Genomic DNA, 22,803 nt, shown 5'->3' on the forward strand with positions numbered 1-22,803 from the left:
TAAATGAACTGGTCTGATTTGAATTTAATGCCCGCCATGCCCGAAATCGTGCTGTTTGCGCTATTGGGTGTCGTATTGCTGGCAGACTTGTGGATTTGCGATAAAAACCGCTATTTGACCCATCTGATGAGTTTGGGAACGGTCATTATTGTGGCCGTCACCCAATTGGCAGTATGGGAGCAGGGCAGTGTCGATGCCTTTCACGGTATGTATATTGCAGACGGCATGTCCCGTTTGGCAAAACTGGTGCTGTATGCGCTGACGTTCGGTCTGTTTATTTACAGTAAACCGTACAACCAAGACCGCCAAATTTTTAAAGGCGAGTTTTATACCTTGTCGCTGTTTGCCCTGTTGGGTATGAGCGTCATGGTCAGCTCGGCACATTTCTTGACCGCGTATATCGGTTTGGAGCTGTTGTCTTTGTCGCTGTACGCCATGATTGCCCTGCGCCGTGATTCCGGCCGCTCTGCCGAAGCTGCGTTGAAATACTTCGTATTGGGCGCGTTGGCCTCCGGTTTGCTGCTCTATGGTATTTCCATGGTTTACGGCGCCACCGGTTCCCTTGATTTTGCTTCCGTCTTGGCTTCCGCTTTCAATGAGCAGGCCAATGAATGGTTGTTGAAATTGGGTATGGTGTTTATTGTGGTCGCCATTGCATTTAAATTGGGTGCGGTTCCATTCCATATGTGGATACCCGATGTGTACGATGGCGCGCCGACCTCTGTTGCCGCCTTTGTGGGTACGGCTCCGAAAATTGCCGCTGTTGTCTTTGCGTTCCGTATCCTTGTTACCGGTATGGGTACCATACATTCAGACTGGGCGCCAATGTTGGCCATCCTTGCCGTTGCTTCTTTGGTGGTCGGTAACCTTGCTGCCATCATGCAAACCAATATCAAACGTATGCTTGCCTATTCCACCGTATCGCACATGGGCTTTATCCTGTTGGCGTTTATGGCAGGCGCGGTCGGCTTTACCGCAGGTTTGTATTACGCCATTACCTATGCTTTGATGGCGACAGTCAGCTTCGGTGTTTTGATGGTATTGTCCACCAAAGATATTGAGTGTGAAAACATTAAAGACCTCGCGGGTCTTAACCAACGCCATGCATGGTTTGCCTTCCTGATGTTGCTGTCCATGTTCTCCATGGCAGGTATTCCGCCGCTGATGGGCTTCTACGCCAAGTTCGGCATGATTATGGCGCTCTTGAAACAAGGCTATGTTTGGTTGTCAGTGTTTGCCGTCATCATGTCTCTGATTGGCGCGTTCTACTACCTGCGTGTGGTCAAAGTCATCTACTTCGATGCGCCTGACCATGATCAGCCGGTCGGCAGCAACTATGCCGCCAAATTTGTCCTGACGGTCAATGCCTTCCTGCTGCTCCTGTGGGGTATCATGCCGCAAACCGTTATCGACTGGTGTGCCAAAGCATTGGAAAATACCTTGTAAGCTTCAAACAAAACCAACGGCGGCTGTTCCAAAGTCGCCGTTTTTGTTAGGATTCGCATTCGGATGAAATATACCCAAAGTTCAGACGGCCTCAAGCCTTTGAACAATCATCAAGCAGGTATCATCAAGATATTGAATATCCCACGGATAATGATGGGCAAGAATGCCCATTTAACATGTTAAAATCACACGCAGGCCGTCTGAAAACAGAAAGACCACCATGACCGCATCCATGTACATTCTTTTGCTGTTGGCACTTATCTTTGCCAACGCACCATTTATTACCACCAAATTCTTCGGCATCATCGCCCTGAAACGCAAACACATCGGCCATCACTTGATCGAATTGTTGGCAGGCTTCCTTCTTACCGCGATTCTCGCCTATATCCTCGAATCACGCGCCGGAGCCGTACATGCCCAAGATTGGGAGTTTTATGCGACCGTTGTCTGCCTCTACCTGATTTTTGCCTTCCCATGCTTCGTATGGCGTTACTTTTGGAATGAGCGGAATAGAGAGTAGGATTTGAATAAGGAAAAGGCCGTCTGAAAGATTTTCAGACGGCCTTGTATTTGAGAATGTAGGTGGCAATGACTACATCTTTGAGTTAGGTAGATATGGATTCAATAAAGACTTTATCTTCTTTTTGGATAAAAGTAGCGGAGAGACAATAATCTGTCTCATAAACACATCCCATAATTTTGACTTTATTTTTGTTTTTCCATTCAATACCGGCAACAATGGTCTCCAAAGGATAGTCTTTAGTTTCTGAGAAAGGCGTTACAGAACGAGATTTTGGTAATTGTGCCATTGTTACGGTTGTTTTGGGTATGCCGTTTTTTAAAATGGGAAACCAAAGAAAAGGGATGGACTCACCTTTCTTTTTATTCCATTGAGCAGAATATTTGCTAAAAGCAGTAATGGCATCGCTTAGTCCCCCTTGGTAAAAGCATCTTTGGCTTTCCCCAATCATTTCTTCTACGGGCTTTTTACAATGTAAGTTTCCAGCCAAAGAAAAAGAGGGGAGGATGAATAGAACTGTAAAAATAAGTTTTCGCATAATTAATACCCCGTATTTAGAGTCAGAAGACTGATGGAAAAGATAGAAAAGGCTTTTTTCATTTTTTATCTCTCAATGGTTGAATGAAATATAAGTCTTTAAAAGTGATTAAAAAGAAATCTCATATCGAGATTTCTTTACGTAGTTATGTGTAACATTTGCAAACATTGTAACATAGTAAATTCAATGCTACAGTTATTTGATATGTTTAATCAATTTAGATAATCGGTCATTATAACCGATTATCGGTATATTTCCCGAGGAAATTCATTTCGATTGAAAAGAGTAGAGTTGTTTATATCTATTAGCAATAAAATTCGTTCTTTGTGTGGATGGAAACAATGGTCTCAAGATAGAAGCTTAGTTTCCAAATAAATTCAGGAAAAGGCCGAGTTGATGTAGTTGCTTGAAACGATAAAGGCCGTCTGAAAGATTTTCAGACGGCCTTTATTTTGTTTGATGTTAAATATCGGTTAGAAAACAAGGCTGTTGGGGCGTAAAGCCTTGTCGTGAGGGCGGTTTAACGGTACTATTCTCGGTTAATCCTGTTTTATTCCTATGAAATTGAAAGTATAAGATGATTAATGATATTCAAAAGACAGCTGAAGGCAAAATGCAGCGTTCTCTGGAAGTATTGAAAGAAAACTTGGCTAAGGTGCGTACCGGCCGTGCGCATACCGGCCTGCTTGACCAAGTGGAAGTGGAATACTGGGGCAGCATGGTGCCTGTGAGCCAAGTAGCGAACGTGACGCTTTTGGATGCGCGTACGATTGGTGTGAAACCTTTTGAAAGCAATATGGCTTCAAAAGTTGAGAAAGCAATCCGTGATTCCAACTTGGGCCTGAACCCTGCTTCTGTCGGCGATTTGATCCGTGTCCCTATGCCTATGCTGACTGAGGAACGCCGTAAAGATTTGATCAAAGTAGTGCGCGGCGAGGCGGAAGAGGGCCGTGTGTCTATCCGCAATGTGCGCCGTGATGCAAACGACCACATCAAAAAATTGTTGAAAGACAAAGAAATTTCTGAAGATGAAGCACGCCGCGGCGAGGAAGCGGTTCAGAAGTTGACCGACAAATACATTGCTGAGGCAGACAAGCTCTTGGCTGCCAAAGAAGAAGATTTGATGGCGATTTAATCCTGTGTGCAAACCGTTCAGACGGCCTTTGGACGGTTTGCTCCCTGAAAGGCAGACATGAAAAGCAGTACGCAGACGATTTTGGAACACTCTGCTATCCCCCGACATATTGCCGTGATTATGGACGGCAACGGACGTTGGGCAAAGAAGCGTTTTCTTCCCCGTGTGATGGGGCATAAGCGCGGCTTGGATGCGCTGGAGAACATGGTGAAGCATTGTGCTGAGCTGGGTGTGCGGTATTTGACCGTGTTTGCTTTTTCGACTGAAAACTGGCGACGCCCCGAGGAAGAGGTTTCTTTTCTGATGGGGCTGTTTTTGCAGGCTTTGCAAAAGCAGGTGCGCCGTTTGCACGATAACAATATGCGCTTGAAAGTCATCGGCAGCCGCGAGCAGTTTAATGCCGAAATCCTGAAGGGGATTGAGGCGGCCGAGGCGTTGACGGCAAACAATACCGGTTTGACTTTGAGCATTGCCGCCGATTATGGCGGCCGCTGGGATATTTTGCAGGCGGCAAATCAGTTGATTGCCGAGGGTGCGACTGAGATTACGGAAGAGGCGTTGTCGCGCTATTTGATGTTGGGCGATGCACCCGAGCCGGATTTGTTTATCCGCACCGGCGGCGAGACGCGCATCAGTAATTTCCTGCTGTGGCAGATGGCGTATGCGGAATTGTATTTTACGGATACGCTGTGGCCTGATTTTAATGAGAAATCGCTGAACGAGGCGATTGCTTCGTTCCAAAAACGGGAACGCCGCTTCGGGCGGACTTCCGAACAGCTGCCGCTTGAGCAGCAACGGGGTTGAGAATTATGTTGAAACAACGGATTTTAACGGCGCTGTGGCTCTTGCCGCTGATGCTGGTCATGCTGTTTTATGCACCTATGTGGCTGTGGGCGGCGTTTTGCGGCCTGATTGCCATGTTGGTTTTGTGGGAATATGCCCGCATGAGCGGCTTGGACAAGCTGAAAATCAATCATTATTTGGCGTCAACGCTGGTGTTCGGCGTGATTGCCTATGCCGGCGGTTGGCAGCTGCCCGATTTGGTTTGGTGTGTCGTATTGGCGTTTTGGCTGATTGTCATGCCTTGGTGGCTGAAAGCGAAATGGAAGCTAAACGGCGGCTGGCAGGCTTACACGGTCGGTTGGTTGTTGGTGATGCCGTTTTGGTTTGCACTGGTTTATCTGCGCCCTCAGCCTGAAGACGCACTGTCTTTATTGGCGATTATGGGCTTGGTGTGGGTGGCCGATATTGGCGCGTATTTCTGCGGCAAGTCGTTTGGTAAGCGCAAAATTGCGCCGACCATCAGCCCGGGTAAAAGCTGGGAAGGTGCAATCGGCGGCGCATTGTGCGTTGCCGTGTACATGACCATCGTATGGAAAGCCGGTTGGCTGGCTTTTGAAGCCGGTTGGTTCAAAACGATTTTGATCGGCTTGATCCTGACCGTGGTCAGCGTGTGCGGCGATTTGCTGGAAAGCTGGCTCAAACGTGCGGCCGGTATCAAAGACAGCAGCAATCTGCTGCCGGGGCACGGCGGCGTGTTCGACCGTGTGGACAGCCTGATTGCCGTTATCAGCATTTATGCCGTCTTTGTATATTTGTTTTAAACCGCCTGTCTGACGTGGTTGAGGGAGCTGATTATGTCCGAACAAAAACAGATTTCATCTTTATCGATTTTGGGCGTATTGTTGGCACTGGGATTGATGGCTGCGGCGTTTATTTTGGGCGTGCAGTTTAAGAATCTGCGCCAACCGGGGACGATTACCGTAAAAGGTTTGGCGGAGAAAAACTTCCAATCCGACAGCGCGACGTGGAATACGGGTGTGAACGCGCACGGCGAGAGCTATCAGGAAGTTTTGGATTTGCTGACGGCAAGACGCAAAAAGCTGTCTAAATTTTTGGGCGAGCAAGGTTTTACGGCGGCTGAAATGAAAGTGGGCCTGCCTGAAGTGTCGCGCGTTTTCAATGAAACCCGCGACGAACTGGGCAACGTAACCCGCACGCCCAACGGCTACGATGGCGACCTCAATATTGTGGTCAACACCAAAAAATTGGACAAAATTCAAACCGCCCAGCGCGCCATTTTGAATTTCCGTGCGCAAAACGAATTTATCCGCTTCGACAATCCGCAATATTTGCTGGGCAATTTGGAAACCATCAAACGCGATTTGATTACGCAGGCGACTGAGGATGCGCAGAAACGCGCGGCCGAATTTGCCAAAACCGGCGGCGGCAAAGTGGGCGCCATGCGTTCTGCTTCGCAAGGCTCGTTCAACATCTATGCCGACACCGGCAGCAGCGAGGACGACGAGTACGGCGGTTCTTACGATAAAAGTACCGTCGGCAAACAAGTCCGATTGGTTGTTACCATCGAATACGGCATTGAGTAATTCTTTCAGACGGCCTTTTCAGCTGGGAGGCAAAAGGCCGTCTGAAAATTGGAAACGGCAAAGAAATCTATTTCAAACACAATGAATACCGTTTGCACAGCACACAAAGAACACACCATGACACAACAAGTTCTGACCATATTAGGCAGTACCGGCAGCATAGGCGAAAGCACTTTAGACGTTGTCTCCCGCCATCCCGAGAAATTCCGCGTGTTCGCACTGGCAGGGCATAGGCAGGTGGACAAGCTGGCGGCGCAATGCAAACAGTTTCGTCCGGAATATGCCGTTGTCGGCGATGCCGGCCATGCCGCCGAGCTGGAAAAGAGACTCAAACAAGAAGGCATCAGTACGCAGGTTTTATATGGTTCTCAAGCCTTGATTGATATCGTCTCTGCCGATGAAGTCAGCGGCGTGATGTGTGCCATTGTCGGCGCGGCCGGCTTGCCGTCGGCTTTGGCCGCCGCTCAAAAGGGTAAAACCATTTATCTGGCAAACAAAGAAACGCTGGTGGTTTCCGGCGCATTGTTTATGGAAACCGCCCGTCAAAATGGCGCCACCGTCTTGCCGATTGACAGCGAACACAACGCCATTTTCCAAGTATTGCCAAGGGATTACACAGGCCGTCTGAATGAGCACGGTATCAATTCGATTATCCTGACCGCATCGGGCGGACCATTTCTTAACGCCGATTTAAGTACATTTGACAGCATTACGCCCGAGCAGGCGGTCAAGCATCCGAATTGGAGCATGGGGCGCAAAATTTCCGTTGATTCTGCGTCAATGATGAATAAGGGCTTGGAGTTGATTGAGGCGCATTGGCTGTTTAACTGTCCGCCGGAAAAGCTGGAAGTCGTCATTCATCCGCAATCCGTGATACACAGCATGGTGCGTTATCGCGATGGTTCGGTATTGGCGCAGTTGGGCAATCCCGATATGCGTACGCCGATTGCTTATTGTTTGGGTCTGCCCGAACGTATCGATTCCGGCGTGGGTGAACTGGATTTTGGCGCATTGTCTGCATTGACCTTCCAAAAGCCTGACTTTGACCGTTTCCCATGTTTGAAACTTGCCTATCAGGCCATGAATGCAGGCGGGGCCGCACCTTGCGTGTTGAACGCTGCCAACGAAGTTGCCGTGGCCGCTTTTTTAGATAAACACATCAAGTTTACCGATATTGCCAAAGTCGTTGCCCACTGCCTTGCCCAAGATTTTTCAGACGGCCGTCACGATATCGAAGGCCTGTTGGCGCAAGACGCGCAAACACGCAGACAGGCAGAAGCCTTTATCGGTAAACAGTAAAGCTTCAATGACAGGCCGTCTGAAACGTCAACCGCTTGGCATTTAGGCAGACAAAATGGAACAACTGCCTTTATAATCGGTTTTCAGACGGCCTTATCCGTTGATTATCACATTCCACTCAGGGGGTTTTTTTGCAAACCTTTTTAGCCTTTATCGTCGCCATTCTGATTTTGGTCAGCCTGCACGAGTTCGGACACTATATTGTTGCCCGCTGGTGCTGCGTTAAAGTCGTGCGCTTTTCCGTCGGCTTCGGTAAGCCCTTTTTCACCCGAAAACGCGGCGATACCGAGTGGTGTCTTGCCCCGATTCCGCTGGGCGGTTACGTTAAAATGGTCGATACGCGCGAAGGCGAAGTGGCGGAGGCAGATTTGCCGTACGCCTTTGACAAGCAGCATCCGGCCAAGCGCATCGCCATTGTCGCCGCCGGCCCTTTGACCAATTTGATTTTGGCCGTTTTGCTTTACGGTTTGAGCTTTTCCTTCGGCGTGACCGAGTTGCGCCCCTATGTTGGCATGGTCGAGCCTGCCAGTATTGCCGCCAAAGCAGGTTTTCAGGCAGGCGATAAGATTGTATCGGTCAACGGAATCTCCGTAAAAGACTGGAGCGATGCGCAAACCGAGATGGTGTTGAACCTTGAAGCCGGTCCTGTAAAAGTTGCTGTTCAGACGGCCTCAAATACCCAAGCCATCCGCATAATTGATGCCGCCGGCACGCCTGAAGCAGGTAAAGTTGCGAAAAACCAAGGCAACATCGGCCTTTTGCCTTTTAGAATTACTAACCGCATCGGCAAAGTCTTGGCCAAAAGTCCGGCCGAAAAAGCAGGTTTGAAGGAAAACGACAAACTGCTGACCGCCGATGGGAAGCCCATCGAAAGCTGGCAGGCATGGACGGAACTCTTCCGCGCCAGCCCCGGCAAACGAATCGAACTGACTTACGAGCGCGACGGTAAAATACTGGCGACCGCTATCCGGCCGGACAGCGTCGAGCAGTCGGCAGGTGTGCTGGTGGGTAGAGCAGGGCTCGCCGCCCAGGCGGATAAAGAGTGGGATAAAACCATCCGCTACCGTTATACGCCTTCCGTTGCCCAAGCCTTTGAATTGGGTTGGAACAAAACCGTCAACTATTCGTGGACGACCCTCAAATTTTTCGGAAAACTGGTTACAGGCAATGCCTCTTTGAACCATATTTCCGGTCCCCTGACCATTGCCGATGTCGCCGGACAATCTGCCAAACTCGGATTGCAGAGCTACCTCGAATTTCTGGCCTTGGTCAGCATCAGCTTAGGCGTGTTGAACCTTTTGCCCGTGCCCGTTTTAGACGGCGGACATCTGGTTTTCTATACCGCCGAATGGATACGCGGAAAGCCTTTGAGCGAGCGCATACAGGCAGTCGGCCTGCGCTTCGGACTGGCAGCCATGCTTTTGATGATGGCTGTGGCTTTCTTTAATGACATCAACCGTTTGTTTGGATAATTTATGAAACTGAACCAGATTGCTTCCGCTTTAATGGTATTGAGCCTGTCGCCAATGGCATTGGCTGACTTTACCATTCAGGACATCCGCGTCGAAGGCCTGCAACGCACCGAGCCGAGTACCGTCTTCAACTACCTGCCCGTTAAAGTCGGTGATAATTTCAATGATGCGCGCAGTGAAGAAATCATCAAAAAACTCTATGCAACCGGTTTCTTTGACGACGTACGCGTCGAAACCATGGACAATCAAGTCCTGCTGACCGTGATTGAGCGTCCGACCATCAGCTCGCTCAATATTACCGGCGCGAAAATGCTGCAAAACGATGCCATCAAGAAAAACCTTGAAGCATTTGGTTTGGCGCAGTCCCAATACTTCAACCAAGCAACGCTGAACCAAGCCGTTGCCGGTTTGAAAGAAGAGTATTTGAGCCGTGGCAAACAGTCTGTCCAAATCACTCCGACTGTAACCAAACTCGCCCGCAACCGCGTGTCTATCGATATTGCCATCGAAGAGGGTAAATCTACCAAGATTACCGATATTTCCTTTGAAGGCAACGAAGTTTATTCCGACCGCCGTCTGATGAAACAAATGTCCCTGAGCGAAGGCGGCATGTGGACTTGGATTACCAAGAGCAACCAGTTCAATGAGCAAAAATTTGCTCAGGACATGGAAAAAATCACCAATTACTACCAAAACAACGGCTACTTCAACTTCCGCATTTTGGATACCGATATCCAAACCAACGAAGACAAAACCAAGCAAACCATTAAAGTAACTGTCAGCGAAGGCGACCGCTTCCGCTGGGGCAATGTACGCATCGAAGGCGATACGCTGGAAGTGCCGAAAGAAGATTTGGAAAAACTGCTGACCATGAAGCCGGGCAAATGGTACGAGCGCGCGCAAATGTCCAATTCGCTCGAAGCCATTCAAAACCGCATGGGTCAGGCAGGTTACGCATTCAGCGAAATCAATGTCCAACCTATTCCAAATGCCGAAACGCATACCGTTGATTTTGTACTGACCGTTCAACCGGGCCGCAAAATCTATGTAAACGAAATCAACATTACCGGCAACAACAAAACCCGTGACGAAGTCATCCGCCGCGAGTTGCGCCAAATGGAATCGGCGCCTTACGATTCTGCCAAACTGCAACGTTCTAAAGAGCGCGTTGAGTTGTTGGGCTACTTCGACAACGTTCAATTTGATGCGGCTCCTGTGGCCAATACGCCTGACCAAGTTGACCTGAACATGAGCCTGACCGAACGTTCTACCGGCTCGCTCGACTTGAGCGCAGGTTGGGTTCAGGATACCGGTTTGGTGATGTCTGCCGGCGTGGCTCAAGACAACCTGTTCGGTACGGGTAAATCCGTTGCCCTGCGCGCTTCCCGCAGTAAAACCACAGTAAACGGCTCATTGTCGTTTACCGACCCATATTTCACACCTGACGGCGTAAGCTTGGGCTACGACCTTTACGGCAAGTCTTACGACCCGCGTAAAGCTTCTTCCAGCGCGAAACAATATAAAACCACGACTTTCGGCGGCGGTTTGCGTATCGGTATTCCGGTTACCGAATATGACCGTGTAAACTTCGGTTTGGCCGCAGAGCGTCTGACTGTTAACACCTACAAAGGCGCGCCTAAACGCTATGCCGACTTTATCAATCAATACGGTAAAGGCGACGGCAGTGGCGTGGGTAACTTCAAAGGCTGGTTGTACAAAGGTACCATCGGCTGGGGCCGCAACAAAACCGACAATGCCTTGTGGCCGACCCGCGGTTACCTGACCGGCGTAAACGGCGAAATCGCTTTGCCGGGCAGCGACCTGCAATACTACACCCTGACCCACAACCAAACTTGGTTCTTCCCGTTGAGCAAAGATTTCACGCTGATGCTGGGTGGTGAAGTCGGTTATGGCAACGGCTACGGCAAAACCAAAACAATGCCGTTCTTTGAGAACTTCTACGGCGGCGGTTTAGGCTCCGTCCGCGGCTTTGAAAGCGGTACGCTGGGCCCGAAAGTCTATGACGAATACGGCGAGAAAATCAGCTACGGCGGTAACAAAAAAGCCAACGTTTCCGCAGAGTTGCTCTTCCCGATGCCGGGTATTAAAGATTCGCGTACCGTCCGTCTGAGCCTGTTTGCCGATGCGGGCAGCGTGTGGGACGGCAAAACCTACAACGACAGCAGCAGCAATTCTTATTACACCAACGGCGCGCTCCAAAACGTGTATGGCGTAGGCACAACGCACAAATCGACATTCAAAAACGAATTGCGTTACTCTGCCGGTGCTGCCGTGACCTGGCTCTCTCCGCTGGGTCCGATGAAGTTCAGTTATGCTTATCCGATTAAGAAAAAAGAAGGCGACGAAATCCAACGCTTCCAATTCCAACTCGGTACGACATTCTGATGATGTTTAGGCCGTCTGAAACCGGGTTTGTCCGTTTCAGACGGCCTCATGGCAGATTGGCGGCAAGCTTATTGCAAACCGCCCGTTTGTTTTCAAGCAAGGATTTTTATCATGAGTAAAATAGCCGACACCCTCCGTGTCCTCGCCGTAGCCCTGCCGGGTTTCGTGCTGTTGCCGCAAGCGGCGGCGGATGGAGTGCAGAAAATCGGTTTTATCAATACCGAGCGCGTTTATCAGGAATCCAAGCAGGCGCAAAACATTCAGATGACTTTGGAAAAAGAGTTCAAAAGCCGTCAAACCGCCTTGCAAAAGCTGCAGCAGGAAGGCGAGGCTTTGGAGCGAAAACTGAGCGGCGACAAGCTCAGCGACAGCCAAAGGGAAGCGGAAACCCAAAAATGGCGCAATCTGGTACAAAAATTCCGCAAACAGCAGACCGAGTTGGCTGAAGACTACAACTTGCGCCGCAATGAAGAATTCGCCGCGCTCCAGCAAAATGCCAACCGCGTCATCGTCGATTTAGCCAAACGCGAAGGTTATGACTTCATCTTGCAGGACGTGATTTACGTCAACGGCCGCTACGACATTACCGACAGCGTTATTAAAGCCCTAAATGCTCACTGACCCTGCTCGGCAGCGAATGTAACCATACAGACAAACCTAAGGCCGTCTGAAACCCAAACCGGCATCTTTCAGACGGCCTGACATCTTGACGGCAGATTATCATGACTTCACAAGCATACACCCTGTCCCAAATCGTTTCCCAACTCGGCGGCGAATGGAAAGGCGAAGACATCGCCATTACCGCCGTCCGTCCGTTGGATCAGGCGCAGGCAGAACACATCAGCTTTTTGGCTAACCCGAAATACAAAGCCGAAGTACACGACAGCCAAGCAGGCGCAGTGATTGTGTCGCCGAAAGCCGCAGATGAATTTGCGGGCCGCAACCTGATTGTGGCTGCCGACCCTTATCTTTATTTTGCCAAAGTGGCACGATTGTTCTCGCCGATTGTCAAAGCACAGGGCGGCATACATCCGACTGCCGTTATCGAGGCCAGCGCCAAAGTACCGGCAAGCTGCGAAATCGGCGCGAATGCCTATATCGGCGCGAATACCGTATTGGGCGAAGGCTGCCGTATTTTGGCCAATGCCGTTGTTCAACACGATTGCACGTTGGGCGATGAAGTCGTATTGCATCCCAACTCCGTCATCTATTACGGCTGCACTTTGGGCAACCGTGTCGAAATCCACAGCGGCGCCGTCATCGGCGCGGACGGTTTCGGCTTAGCCTTCGCCGGCGATTCATGGTTTAAAATTCCGCAAACCGGCGCAGTCACGCTGGGCGATGATGTGGAAATCGGTTCGAACACCAATATCGACCGTGGCGCAATGAGCGACACGACCGTCGGCAACGGCACCAAAATCGACAACCAAGTCCAAATCGGCCACAACTGCAAAATCGGTTCGCACACCGTTATCGCCGCCAAAACCGGTATTTCCGGCAGCGTCACCATCGGCAATTATTGCATTATCGGCGGCGGCGTCGGCACGGTCGGACACATCGAAATCGCCGATAAAACCACCATCGGCGGCGGTACATCAGTTACCCACAGCATTACCGAAAGCGGCCAGCATCTGGCCGGTATTTTCCCGATGTCGGGCTACAAAGACTGGGCGCGCAATGCCGTTTATATCCACCGTTTGAGCGAAATGAACAAACGCCTCAAAACGCTGGAAAAACAGCTTGCCGACAGCGACGAAGCCTAAAGGCGGCGCAAACAGTCCGCGCCCCGCATCCGAATACGTTTAAACCCAATACAAATAAGGAAAGACGAACATCATGGACGTACAACTCCCGATCGAAGCCAAAGACATTCAAAAACTTATCCCACACCGTTATCCGTTTTTGCAACTCGACCGCATTACTGCGTTCGAACCGATGAAAACCCTGACTGCGATTAAAAACGTCACCATGAACGAGCCGCAGTTCCAAGGCCACTTTCCCGACCTGCCCGTGATGCCTGGCGTGTTGATTATCGAAGCCATGGCGCAAGCGTGCGGCACACTGGCCATCCTCAGCGAAGGCGGCCGCAAAGAAAACGAATTCTTCTTCTTCGCCGGTATCGACGATGCCCGTTTCAAACGCCAAGTCATCCCCGGCGACCAACTGGTTTTTGAAGTCGAGCTGCTGACCAACAAACGCGGTATCGGCAAATTCAACGCCGTTGCCAAAGTCGACGGCCAAGTTGCCGTTGAAGCCGTGATTATGTGCGCCAAACGCGTGGTGTAAGAATGGGACAGGCCGTCTGAACGTTCAGACGGCATCTTGCAGGCAATACCTGTATCAGACAGCAAGGAGACAGCATGACCCTTATCCATCCGACCGCCGTCATCGACCCTAAAGCCGAACTCGACTCCAGCGTCAAAGTCGGCCCATACAGCATCATCGGCCCCAATGTGCAAATCGGTGCGAATACCGAAATCGGCCCGCACGTCGTCATCAACGGCCATACGACCATCGGTGAAAACAACCGCATTTTCCAATTTGCCAGCCTCGGCGAAATTCCGCAGGACAAAAAATACCGCGACGAGCCGACCAAGCTGATTATCGGCAACGGCAACACCATCCGCGAATTTACGACGTTCAACCTCGGTACGGTTACCGGCATCGGCGAAACCCGTATCGGCGACGACAACTGGATTATGGCCTACTGCCACCTCGCCCATGACTGCGTGGTCGGCAACCATACCATCTTCGCCAACAACGCCTCACTCGCAGGGCATGTGACCATCGGCGACTACGTCGTCTTGGGCGGCTACACGCTGGTGTTCCAATTCTGCCAAATCGGCGACTACGCCATGACCGCGTTTGCCGCCGGCGTACACAAAGACGTACCGCCGTACTTCATGGCCGCAGGCTACCGCGCCGAACCGGCCGGCCTCAACAGCGAAGGTATGCGCCGCAACGGTTTCACCGCCGAACAGATTGCCTCTGTCAAAGATGTGTATAAAACCATTTACCATCGCGGCATTCCGTTTGAAGAGGCCAAGGCAGACATTCTGAAACGTGCCGAAACCCAAAGCGAATTGGCGGTATTTAAAGACTTTTTTGCACAATCCACACGCGGCATTATCCGTTGATGGATGGATTGAAGGCCGTCTGAAACTTTTTCAGACGGCCTTTGGATTGCAAAAATCTGCGCAGTAGGCAGGTTTCCTGTCCGTTTGCTACTGATGCCGTCTGAAAACGGGTGGACAAATGTCCACCCCCAAATCTTTTAGCTTCCGAACCTCAACAACATGAACCCCAATCCCTCCCCCCTTATCGCCATCAGCGTCGGCGAAGCTTCCGGCGACTTGCTCGGCGCACACTTAATCCGTGCCATTAAGGCGCGTTGCCCGAATGCGCGGTTTACCGGCATCGGTGGCGAGCGCATGAAGGCGGAGGGTTTCGAGAGTTTGTACGATCAGGAAAAGCTGGCGGTGCGCGGTTTTGTTGAGGTCATCAAACGCCTACCGCAGATTTTGAAAATCCGCAAAGGGCTGATGAACGATTTGCTCCGCCTCAAGCCGGATGTGTTTATCGGCATCGATGCGCCGGACTTTAATCTCGGCGTGGCGGAAAAACTCAAGCAGGCAGGTATTCATACCATTCATTACGTCAGCCCGTCGGTTTGGGCATGGAGGCGCGAGCGGGTCAATAAAATCGTGCATCAGGTCAACCGCGTGTTGTGCCTGTTTCCGATGGAGCCGCAGCTTTATATCGATGCCGGAGGCAAGGCCGAGTTTGTCGGCCATCCGATGGCGCAAACCATGCCGGTGGAAGCGGATAGGGCGGCGGCGCGGCAGAAGCTGGGCGTGCCTGCGGACGTGCCCGTGTTTGCCATCTTGCCCGGCAGCCGCGTGAGCGAAATCGATTACATGGCGGCGGTGTTTTTTCAGACGGCCTTATTGCTGCTGAAACGTTATCCGCAGGCACGGTTTTTACTGCCTGTGGCAACGGCCGCAACGCGCAAACGCATTAGCGAAATTTTGGCGCAGCCTGAATTTGCCGCTCTTCCCATTACGCTGACCGACAAGCAGTCGGATACGGTTTGCACCGCTGCCGACGTGGTATTGGTCACCAGCGGTACGGCGACTTTGGAAGTGGCCTTGTGCAAGCGGCCTATGGTCATTAGCTACAAAATTTCGCCGCTGACTTATGCGTATGTGAAAAACAAAATCAAAGTGCCGCATGTCGGTTTGCCCAATATTCTGTTGGGTAAAGCCGCCGTTCCCGAGCTGCTGCAACATGATGCCGTCCCTGAAAAACTGGCGCAGGCCGTGGCAGACTGGTATGACTGCCCTGAAGCCGTGGCCGCGTTGGAACAGGATTTCCACGCCTTGCATCTGCTGTTGAAAAAAGATACGGCGGCATTGGCAGCGGCGGCAGTATTGGAGGAAGCCGGATTTTCAGACGGCCTGAAAGACAAGTAAGGAAAATACATGAATTTATTGGGAGCCTTGGCCAAGGTTGGCAGCCTGACGATGGTGTCGCGCATTTTGGGCTTTGTGCGCGATACGATTATTGCCCGTGCGTTTGGTGCAGGCATGGCGACAGATGCGTTTTTTGTAGCGTTCAAACTTCCCAACCTGCTGCGGCGCGTGTTTGCAGAGGGCGCATTTGCCCAAGCCTTCGTACCGATTTTGGCGGAATACAAAGAAACCCGCTCGCCCGAAGCCACGCAGGCGTTTGTGCGTCATGTGGCTGGCATGCTGTCGTTTGTGCTGGTCATCGTTACTGCGCTGGGCATACTTGCCGCTCCGTGGGTGATTTATGTTTCTGCACCCGGTTTTGCCAAAGAAGCCGATAAGTTTCAGCTCTCCATCGACTTGCTGCGGGTAACGTTTCCTTATATTTTATTGATTTCACTATCCTCTTTTGTCGGCTCGATACTCAATTCCTATCATAAATTCGGTATTCCCGCCTTTACGCCGACATTTTTGAACATCTCCTTTATCGTCTTTTCCCTGTTTTTCATACCGTATTTTGATCCGCCTGTTATGGCATTGGCGTGGGCGGTGTTTGTCGGCGGTGTGTTGCAGCTGGTGTTCCAACTGCCTTGGTTGGCGAAACTGGGCTTCTTGAAAATGCCCAAACTCAGCTTTAAAGACGCAGCAGTCAACCGCGTAATGAAACAGATGGCGCCGGCTATTTTGGGTGTGAGCGTGGCGCAGATTTCCTTGGTTATCAACACCATTTTCGCCTCGTTTTTGCAGTCCGGCAGCGTGTCATGGATGTATTACGCCGACCGACTGATGGAATTGCCGACCGGTGTTTTGGGCGTAGCACTCGGTACAATCTTATTGCCCACCTTGTCCAAACACGCCGCCAGTCAGGATACCGAGCAGTTTTCCGGCCTGCTCGACTGGGGTTTGCGCCTGTGCATGCTGCTGACCCTGCCTGCCGCCGTCGGCCTTGCCGTGTTGTCTTTCCCTCTGGTTACGACCTTGTTCATGTACCGTGAATTTACGTTGCATGATGCGCAAATGACCCAATATGCGCTGATTGCCTATTCCTTCGGCTTGATCGGTCTGATTATGATTAAAGTGTTGGCGCCCGGCTTCTACGCGCGTCAAAACATCAAAACCCCCGTTAAAGTCGCTATTTTCACGCTGATTTGCACGCAGTTGATGAACCTCGCCTTCATTTCGCCGCTCAAACACGTCGGCCTGTCCCTCGCTATCGGTTTAGGCGCGTGTCTGAATGCAGGCTTGCTGTTTTTCCTTTTGCGCAAACACAGCATTTACCGCCCCGGCAAAGGTTGGGCTGCGTTTTTGGTCAAAATGGCCATCTCTTTGGTCGTCATGGGCGGCGGTTTGTGGCTGGCGCAATCTTATCTGCCGTTTGAATGGGTACACGTCGGCGGCTTTAAAAAAGCAGGCCAACTCTGCGTCCTGATTGCCTTGGGCGGCGGCCTCTACTTCGTTTCCCTCGCCGCGCTCGGCTTCCGTCCGCACCATTTCCGCAGGGTAGAAAAATAAGCAGCCGCAGGGCGTATGTGCTTGGCTTCAAGACTATTTGCTAAAAAGGCCGTCTGAAACATTTTCAGACGGCCTTTTCTTGTTTTATGTTTTAACTATAAAGCTTCGCTCCTTTTTTGACGAACTCAATCGCTTTTTCTTCCATGCCCTGCCGTTGGGCTTTTTGCTTGTCGGCGTAGTCGCGCACTTCCTGCGTGATTTTCATCGAGCAGAATTTAGGGCCGCACATTGAGCAGAAGTGGGCGATTTTCGCGCCCTCGGCTGGCAGGGTTTCGTCGTGGAAGCTCTCGGCGCGTTCGGGGTCGAGGCTTAAGCGGAATTGGTCGCGCCAGCGGAACTCGAAACGCGCCTTGCTCAGGGCGTTGTCGCGCAACTGTGCGCCCGGCCAGCCTTTAGCGAGGTCGGCGGCGTGGGCGGCGAGTTTGTAGGTGATGATGCCGGTGCGCACGTCTTCTTTGTCGGGCAGGCCGAGATGCTCTTTCGGGGTCACGTAGCAGAGCATGGCTGTTCCGTACCAGCCGATGTTGGTCGCGCCTATACCCGAGGTAATGTGGTCGTAACCGGGGGCGATATCGGTAACGAGCGGGCCGAGGGTGTAGAAAGGCGCTTCAAAGCAGTGTTGCAGCTCTTCGGTCATGTTTTCTTTCACGCGTTGCAACGGTACATGGCCCGGACCTTCAATCATGACTTGGACGTCGTGTTCCCACGCTTTGGCGGTCAATTCGCCCAAGGTGTGCAGCTCGGCAAATTGGGATTCGTCGTTGGCATCGGCAATGCAGCCGGGCCGAAGGCCGTCGCCGAGGCTGAACGACACGTCGTAGGCTTTCATGATTTCGCAGATTTCGTCGAAATGTGTGTAGAGGAAGTTTTCCTGATGATGGGCAAGGCACCATTTCGCCATGATGGAACCGCCGCGCGATACGATGCCTGTGAGGCGGTCGGCCGTCATCGGTACATAACGCAGCAATACGCCTGCGTGCAGGGTAAAATAGTCTACGCCTTGTTCCGCCTGCTCGATTAAGGTGTCGCGCACCAAATCCCAAGTCAGGTCTTCGGCGATGCCGCCAGTTTTTTCCAAAGCCTGGTAAATAGGCACCGTGCCGATGGGGACGGGCGCATTACGGATAATCCATTCGCGCGTTTCATGGATGTGCGCGCCTGTGGATAAGTCCATAATCGTGTCCGCGCCCCAACGCAGCGACCACACCATTTTTTCGACTTCTTCGGTCAGGCTGGAAGTGACGGCGGAGTTGCCCAAGTTGCCGTTGATTTTGACACGGAAGTTGCGGCCGATAATCATCGGTTCGAGTTCGGGATGGTTGATGTTGGCAGGGATAATCGCGCGTCCGGCGGCGATTTCTTGGCGCACGAATTCGGGCGTGATTTGGTCGGGATGAGTCGGGATATTCGCGCCGAAACTTTGCCCTGCGTGTTGTTTCAAGAGCTTGGCGTATTCAGGCCGTCTGAAAAGTTCGTCCAGCTTCATGCGTTCGCGTATGGCGACAAACTCCATTTCGGGCGTAATGATGCCTTGGCGGGCGTAGTGGAGCTGGGTTACATTGCGGCCGGCTTCGGCGCGGCGCGGACGGGTGATTTGGTTGAAGCGAAGATGGGCGGTTTTCGGATCGTGTGCGCGTTCGGTGCCGTATTCGCTGGAAAGCTTGGGCAGGATTTCGGTATCGCTGCGTTCATCCAGCCATGCGGTGCGGACGTGCGGCAGCCCTTGTTTCAGGTCGATGTGTGCTGCCGGATCGCCGTATGCGCCGCTGGTGTCGTACACCGGAATCGGCGGATTGGTTTCCGTACCTTGTGCTGTGTAGGTGTCGTCTTGACGGATTTCGCGCAAAGGCACACGGATGTCGGCGCGGCTGCCTGGGATATAGACGCGGTCGGAATTGGGATATTGGAAGCGGATGCCGATGTCTTCGCTCAAGTCGGAAAGACGGCGCGCCTCATCGCCGGTTTTTTTAGCGGTAGTCATAAAAAATTGCTCCTGTTTTTCGGTTATGAAATGGAAACAGGAGCATTGCTTTTTTTCAGACGGCCTTGTGGATATCTTCAATCAACCGTCTAAAAACACATTTGCCGAAACTCCCCACGCAGGTATTATCCTGTTCGGGTGTAAAGGGTATTTCTCAGCCGCTCGGTTTGAAAGCAGCACCCCTGTTTCTTTATTAACGAAAAATTAAACCATGCGGATGGTTTTTTGTAAAGCGGCGTTTTTCGCATTTTCTGTCAAAAACGCTTGACAGCGACTCTGTCTTTCCGTATAGTTACAACTTCTGACGCGGGATGGAGCAGCATGGTAGCTCGTCGGGCTCATAACCCGAAGGTCGTAGGTTCGAATCCTGCTCCCGCAACCAAATATAAAAATCCCCTGCAATCGCAGGGGATTTTGCTTTATGTAGCATTTATTGTTGATTGGATTGATTGAAAGGCCGTCTGAACCATTGGGTTTCAGACGGCCTTTTTTATTGGTCGATGACATCGGTGGCTAATTCGTTTTTGTCTTTTATTTTGAATTTGTGTTTTTCAGACGGCCTATTGTTGCTCCGGATCGGTATCGTTGCGCAGGTATTCTTTCAGGCGTTGCAATTCTTTTTTGTCCAACCATTTATTGCGCGAACGTTGCAACAGGATCACCAATGCGGCGATTTCGTTACGCATATTGGTACTGAGCCAAAGGAAGCCTTGCCAGTCGTAATGCAGGCGGGCGGCTGGTTTGCTTAGTTCGGTATTGAGCGAAGTATCGATGCGGATGCGGCGGGCGTAATGGCCTTTGATGAGGCGGACGGTCAGCCGAAGCTCGCGTTGGAGTTGGTTGAAATGGCGGTCGAGCAGGCGGATTTCGCTTTCGTTGAGCGTGGGCGCGCGAAGTTTGGCAGCGGTGGTCAGGAGCAGCTCGGTGGTGTTGACGATTTTGCGGTGGGCATGCTGCATGGCTTCCATCATATTGTTGCTGATGTGGCTTTCACCGGATGTGGCGGCCAGATGACTGCGGCTTTTGACCATACGGGCGTTGATTTGGCGCATTTTAATCATGTTTTGTTCCAAACGCTCACGCGTCATGCGTTTGCCGTTGCTGATTTCGGCAATCATTTTGGCGCAGTCGGTGAGGTTGTCGGCAAGCATGAAGCGCCACATCAGGGTGGAGCGCAGGGGCAGGAGTTTGGCGGCGGCAATGGCGATGGCGGCACCAATCAAAACGTTCATGGCGCGCATCAGGCCGCTGTCGAGCCAGTGGTGGCTGCTGTCGCCGATGAGCATGCACATGGTCAAACCCGCAAGCATGGCGACATAGCCGTTTTTGCCGACCGCAGACCAACCGGCCACTGCGCTGGCGGCACCGATAATCAGATAGAAGAAAACGCCGTCTTGCAAATAATGTTGGTTCAACCATAAAACGGCCAACCCGACGCCCAAACCGATGGCCGTGCCGAGCATGCGTTCGACTGCTTTGGAGTAAATCGCGCCTTGGAATTGCAGCATGCCGAGGACGACAAAGACGGTCATACCGATCCACTCGCCGTGTTGCAGGTGGAAGACTTTGGCCAACAGGGTGGAGAACACGATTGCCAAGCCGAGGCGGAAGGCATGGATATGGCGGCGATAGCGGTAGCGTTCGTAGGCGTTGAGCCAGCGTTCGGAAAAATGGATGCGTTCGGATTGGGCAGGCATGTTGTAAGACGTATGGGTATGTGGGGATGTAAATTATAACTGATTGGTAAAGCAGATGAAATTTGAACTGCTCCCCAACGGTTTGAACTATTGCGGATTTTATCTGCCGCAAGCGGATATAATGACGGCTTTGAAGCAGACAGGCGGTGAAGAAATGGCGACGGTTTTAAGCGCAGGCGTGGACGAAGCGGGGCGCGGCCCTTTGGTCGGCAGCGTATTTGCGGCGGCAGTGATTTTGCCGGAACATTTTGACCTGCCGGGTTTGACCGATTCAAAAAAACTGAGCGAAAAAAAGCGCGATATATTGGCGCAGATGATTAAGGAACAGGCTGTTGCGTGGAGCATTGCTTTTGCCGACCCCGACGAAATCCTGCAACTGAACATCCTGCACGCAACCATGGCCGCGATGAAGCGCGCAGTCGAGGGGCTGTCGGTCGTGCCCGACAAAGTGTGGATAGACGGCAACCGCGTGCCGAAAGATTTGAATGTCCCTGCCGAAGCCGTGGTCAAAGGCGACAGCAAAATTATTGAAATCTCTGCCGCTTCGGTTTTGGCCAAAACCGCGCGTGATGCAGAAATGTATGAATTGGCGAAACGCTATCCGCAATATGGGTTTGACCGGCACAAAGGCTACGGCACGGCGCAACATTTGGCCGCGTTGAAACAATACGGCGTATTGCCGGAACACCGCCGCGATTTCGCACCGGTCAAAACCTTATTGGCACAAGGCAATCTGTTTGAAGAATGAAAGCACATCAAAAGGCCGTCTGAAAGATTTCAGACGGCCTTATTTTTGGAAAAGTATTATTTCAACGCAGCCAAACACTCTTTAATCAACTCAGGGCCGCGATAAATCAAACCGCTGTACACCTGAACCGCACTGGCACCCAAGCGGATTTTTTCTGCCGCGTCCGCGCCGTTCATAATGCCGCCGACGCCGATAATCGGCAGCTTGCCGTCAATGCGTTCCGCCAAAAGTTTCAACACCTGATTGCTTTTCTCGCGTACGGGCAAGCCACTCAAGCCGCCTTGTTTGCCTGCGAGCGGATGGCTGCCCAAGCTTGATTTGTCGATGGTTGTGTTGGTGGCGATGATACCGTCTATTTCCACAGATTTGACCACATGGGCGATGTCGTCGATTTGCGCTTCGCCCAAATCCGGCGCGATTTTGACCGCCAGCGGCACATATTTGCCATGCGCGGCCGCCAGTTGCGCCTGTTTGTTTTTCAAGGCTTCCAACAAGGCGCTCAACTCGTCGCCGCCCTGCAAAGCACGCAGGTTTTTCGTATTGGGGGAGGAAATATTGACCGTGATGTAGCTCGCGTGGGCGTAGGCTTTTTCCAAACAAATCAGATAATCGTCGGCCGCATTTTCAATCGGCGTAACGGCATTTTTACCGATGTTGATGCCCAAAATGCCTTTAAAGCGGCTGTTTTCAATGTTGCGGATCATCGCGTCGATGCCGTGGTTGTTGAACCCCATACGGTTGATGATGCCTTGGTGTTCGGGAACGCGGAAAAGGCGCGGCTGCGGATTGCCCGGCTGCGGCTTGGGCGTTACCGTGCCGATTTCGACAAAGCCGAAACCCAAAGCGGCAAACGCATCGATACACTCGCCGTTTTTGTCCAAACCTGCCGCCAAGCCGACCGGATTGGGCAGCTGCAAACCCATCAGCTCGGTTGGCCGAGTGTGGCTGTCCACTTTGGGCAGCAGGCCGAGTTTTTCGATAGAACGCAAACTGTTGAGCGTGAAATGATGGGCCTTTTCTGCATCGAAACGGAACAGGATAGGACGGACGAGTGAATACATGGCGGCGGCTTTCTGAACGGTTGATGAATTTGGCGTTATTTTACCTGAAACCGTCAAACTGCCCCAAACGTCTGTATCGATATGATTTTATGG

The 22,803-nt window shown here is 51.7% G+C and carries 20 protein-coding genes, 1 tRNA gene and 1 riboswitch; of the genes, 17 read left to right on the top strand and 4 right to left on the bottom strand.

Annotation, left to right across the window (positions count from 1 at the left end; all coding sequences use genetic code 11):
- Nucleotides 1-3: 3 nt before the first annotated feature.
- Both nuoN and HMPREF2675_RS08835 read left to right on the top strand, forming a co-directional pair.
- The gene (gene nuoN / locus HMPREF2675_RS08830) at nucleotides 4-1,446 is read left to right on the top strand and encodes an NADH-quinone oxidoreductase subunit NuoN (RefSeq protein ID WP_070814754.1); all 1,443 of its coding nucleotides are present in this window, start codon (nucleotides 4-6) and stop codon (nucleotides 1,444-1,446) included.
- Between the two features lie 220 nt (nucleotides 1,447-1,666).
- Nucleotides 1,667-1,966, top strand: a complete 300-nt coding sequence (locus HMPREF2675_RS08835; RefSeq protein ID WP_003686671.1) for a DUF2818 family protein — start codon at nucleotides 1,667-1,669, stop codon at nucleotides 1,964-1,966.
- 85 nt (nucleotides 1,967-2,051) lie between these two features.
- On the opposite strand, the gene HMPREF2675_RS08840 is transcribed toward HMPREF2675_RS08835, so the two are convergent.
- Complete coding sequence (locus HMPREF2675_RS08840) at nucleotides 2,052-2,504, bottom strand: hypothetical protein (RefSeq protein ID WP_036493924.1); 453 nt, start codon at nucleotides 2,502-2,504, stop codon at nucleotides 2,052-2,054.
- A gap of 577 nt (nucleotides 2,505-3,081) precedes the next feature.
- Between HMPREF2675_RS08840 and frr the strand changes: the two genes are divergently transcribed.
- The 13 genes from frr to murJ all read left to right on the top strand — a co-directional run bounded on the left by frr (nucleotide 3,082) and on the right by murJ (nucleotide 17,223).
- A complete protein-coding gene (gene frr / locus HMPREF2675_RS08845) occupies nucleotides 3,082-3,639 on the top strand; it encodes a ribosome recycling factor (RefSeq protein WP_003747893.1) in 558 nt (185 codons plus the stop codon).
- 57 nt (nucleotides 3,640-3,696) lie between these two features.
- Complete coding sequence (locus tag HMPREF2675_RS08850) at nucleotides 3,697-4,443, top strand: isoprenyl transferase (protein WP_070814756.1); 747 nt, start codon at nucleotides 3,697-3,699, stop codon at nucleotides 4,441-4,443.
- Nucleotides 4,444-4,448: 5 nt separating this feature from the next.
- A complete protein-coding gene (locus tag HMPREF2675_RS08855) occupies nucleotides 4,449-5,243 on the top strand; it encodes a phosphatidate cytidylyltransferase (protein ID WP_070814757.1) in 795 nt (264 codons plus the stop codon).
- A 33-nt stretch (nucleotides 5,244-5,276) separates the two neighbouring features.
- Nucleotides 5,277-6,026 (top strand): SIMPL domain-containing protein, encoded by a 750-nt coding sequence (locus HMPREF2675_RS08860; RefSeq protein WP_070814758.1) that lies wholly within the window; start codon nucleotides 5,277-5,279, stop codon nucleotides 6,024-6,026.
- Between the two features lie 117 nt (nucleotides 6,027-6,143).
- Nucleotides 6,144-7,325 (top strand): 1-deoxy-D-xylulose-5-phosphate reductoisomerase, encoded by a 1,182-nt coding sequence (ispC, locus tag HMPREF2675_RS08865; RefSeq protein ID WP_070814772.1) that lies wholly within the window; start codon nucleotides 6,144-6,146, stop codon nucleotides 7,323-7,325.
- 131 nt (nucleotides 7,326-7,456) lie between these two features.
- Complete coding sequence (gene rseP / locus HMPREF2675_RS08870; protein WP_070814759.1) at nucleotides 7,457-8,797, top strand: RIP metalloprotease RseP; 1,341 nt, start codon at nucleotides 7,457-7,459, stop codon at nucleotides 8,795-8,797.
- 3 nt (nucleotides 8,798-8,800) lie between these two features.
- On the top strand, nucleotides 8,801-11,203 hold the full coding sequence (gene bamA, locus HMPREF2675_RS08875; RefSeq protein ID WP_070814760.1) for an outer membrane protein assembly factor BamA: 2,403 nt from the start codon (nucleotides 8,801-8,803) through the stop codon (nucleotides 11,201-11,203).
- A 111-nt stretch (nucleotides 11,204-11,314) separates the two neighbouring features.
- Complete coding sequence (locus tag HMPREF2675_RS08880) at nucleotides 11,315-11,824, top strand: OmpH/Skp family outer membrane protein (protein WP_070584397.1); 510 nt, start codon at nucleotides 11,315-11,317, stop codon at nucleotides 11,822-11,824.
- 101 nt (nucleotides 11,825-11,925) lie between these two features.
- Nucleotides 11,926-12,966 carry a UDP-3-O-(3-hydroxymyristoyl)glucosamine N-acyltransferase gene (gene lpxD / locus HMPREF2675_RS08885; RefSeq protein ID WP_070584396.1) on the top strand — a complete coding sequence of 347 codons (1,041 nt, stop codon included), beginning with the start codon at nucleotides 11,926-11,928 and terminating at the stop codon, nucleotides 12,964-12,966.
- Nucleotides 12,967-13,039: 73 nt separating this feature from the next.
- On the top strand, nucleotides 13,040-13,489 hold the full coding sequence (gene fabZ, locus HMPREF2675_RS08890; protein WP_003681704.1) for a 3-hydroxyacyl-ACP dehydratase FabZ: 450 nt from the start codon (nucleotides 13,040-13,042) through the stop codon (nucleotides 13,487-13,489).
- A gap of 74 nt (nucleotides 13,490-13,563) precedes the next feature.
- Nucleotides 13,564-14,340 (top strand): acyl-ACP--UDP-N-acetylglucosamine O-acyltransferase, encoded by a 777-nt coding sequence (gene lpxA / locus HMPREF2675_RS08895; RefSeq protein ID WP_003681706.1) that lies wholly within the window; start codon nucleotides 13,564-13,566, stop codon nucleotides 14,338-14,340.
- A gap of 159 nt (nucleotides 14,341-14,499) precedes the next feature.
- Nucleotides 14,500-15,675, top strand: a complete 1,176-nt coding sequence (lpxB, locus tag HMPREF2675_RS08900; RefSeq protein ID WP_070814761.1) for a lipid-A-disaccharide synthase — start codon at nucleotides 14,500-14,502, stop codon at nucleotides 15,673-15,675.
- 9 nt (nucleotides 15,676-15,684) lie between these two features.
- Nucleotides 15,685-17,223, top strand: a complete 1,539-nt coding sequence (gene murJ, locus HMPREF2675_RS08905) for a murein biosynthesis integral membrane protein MurJ (RefSeq protein WP_070814762.1) — start codon at nucleotides 15,685-15,687, stop codon at nucleotides 17,221-17,223.
- Between the two features lie 91 nt (nucleotides 17,224-17,314).
- Here murJ and thiC read toward each other — a convergent pair whose 3' ends face one another.
- The gene (gene thiC / locus HMPREF2675_RS08910) at nucleotides 17,315-19,204 is read right to left on the bottom strand and encodes a phosphomethylpyrimidine synthase ThiC (RefSeq protein ID WP_070814763.1); all 1,890 of its coding nucleotides are present in this window, start codon (nucleotides 19,202-19,204) and stop codon (nucleotides 17,315-17,317) included.
- A gap of 94 nt (nucleotides 19,205-19,298) precedes the next feature.
- Nucleotides 19,299-19,398: riboswitch (TPP riboswitch) on the bottom strand.
- Nucleotides 19,399-19,509: 111 nt separating this feature from the next.
- Between thiC and HMPREF2675_RS08915 the strand changes: the two genes are divergently transcribed.
- A tRNA-Met gene (locus HMPREF2675_RS08915) sits at nucleotides 19,510-19,586 on the top strand.
- Nucleotides 19,587-19,764: 178 nt separating this feature from the next.
- On the opposite strand, the gene HMPREF2675_RS08920 is transcribed toward HMPREF2675_RS08915, so the two are convergent.
- The gene (locus HMPREF2675_RS08920; protein ID WP_070814764.1) at nucleotides 19,765-20,901 is read right to left on the bottom strand and encodes an FUSC family protein; all 1,137 of its coding nucleotides are present in this window, start codon (nucleotides 20,899-20,901) and stop codon (nucleotides 19,765-19,767) included.
- 154 nt (nucleotides 20,902-21,055) lie between these two features.
- Here HMPREF2675_RS08920 and rnhB point away from each other — a divergent pair, with 154 nt between their 5' ends.
- A complete protein-coding gene (gene rnhB / locus HMPREF2675_RS08925) occupies nucleotides 21,056-21,649 on the top strand; it encodes a ribonuclease HII (protein ID WP_070814773.1) in 594 nt (197 codons plus the stop codon).
- A 56-nt stretch (nucleotides 21,650-21,705) separates the two neighbouring features.
- On the opposite strand, the gene HMPREF2675_RS08930 is transcribed toward rnhB, so the two are convergent.
- Nucleotides 21,706-22,710 carry a quinone-dependent dihydroorotate dehydrogenase gene (locus HMPREF2675_RS08930; RefSeq protein ID WP_070814765.1) on the bottom strand — a complete coding sequence of 335 codons (1,005 nt, stop codon included), beginning with the start codon at nucleotides 22,708-22,710 and terminating at the stop codon, nucleotides 21,706-21,708.
- Nucleotides 22,711-22,803 lie beyond the last annotated feature (93 nt).

This window comes from Neisseria sp. HMSC061H08 (assembly GCF_001836795.1).
In the GTDB taxonomy this organism is placed as follows: domain Bacteria; phylum Pseudomonadota; class Gammaproteobacteria; order Burkholderiales; family Neisseriaceae; genus Neisseria; species Neisseria subflava_A.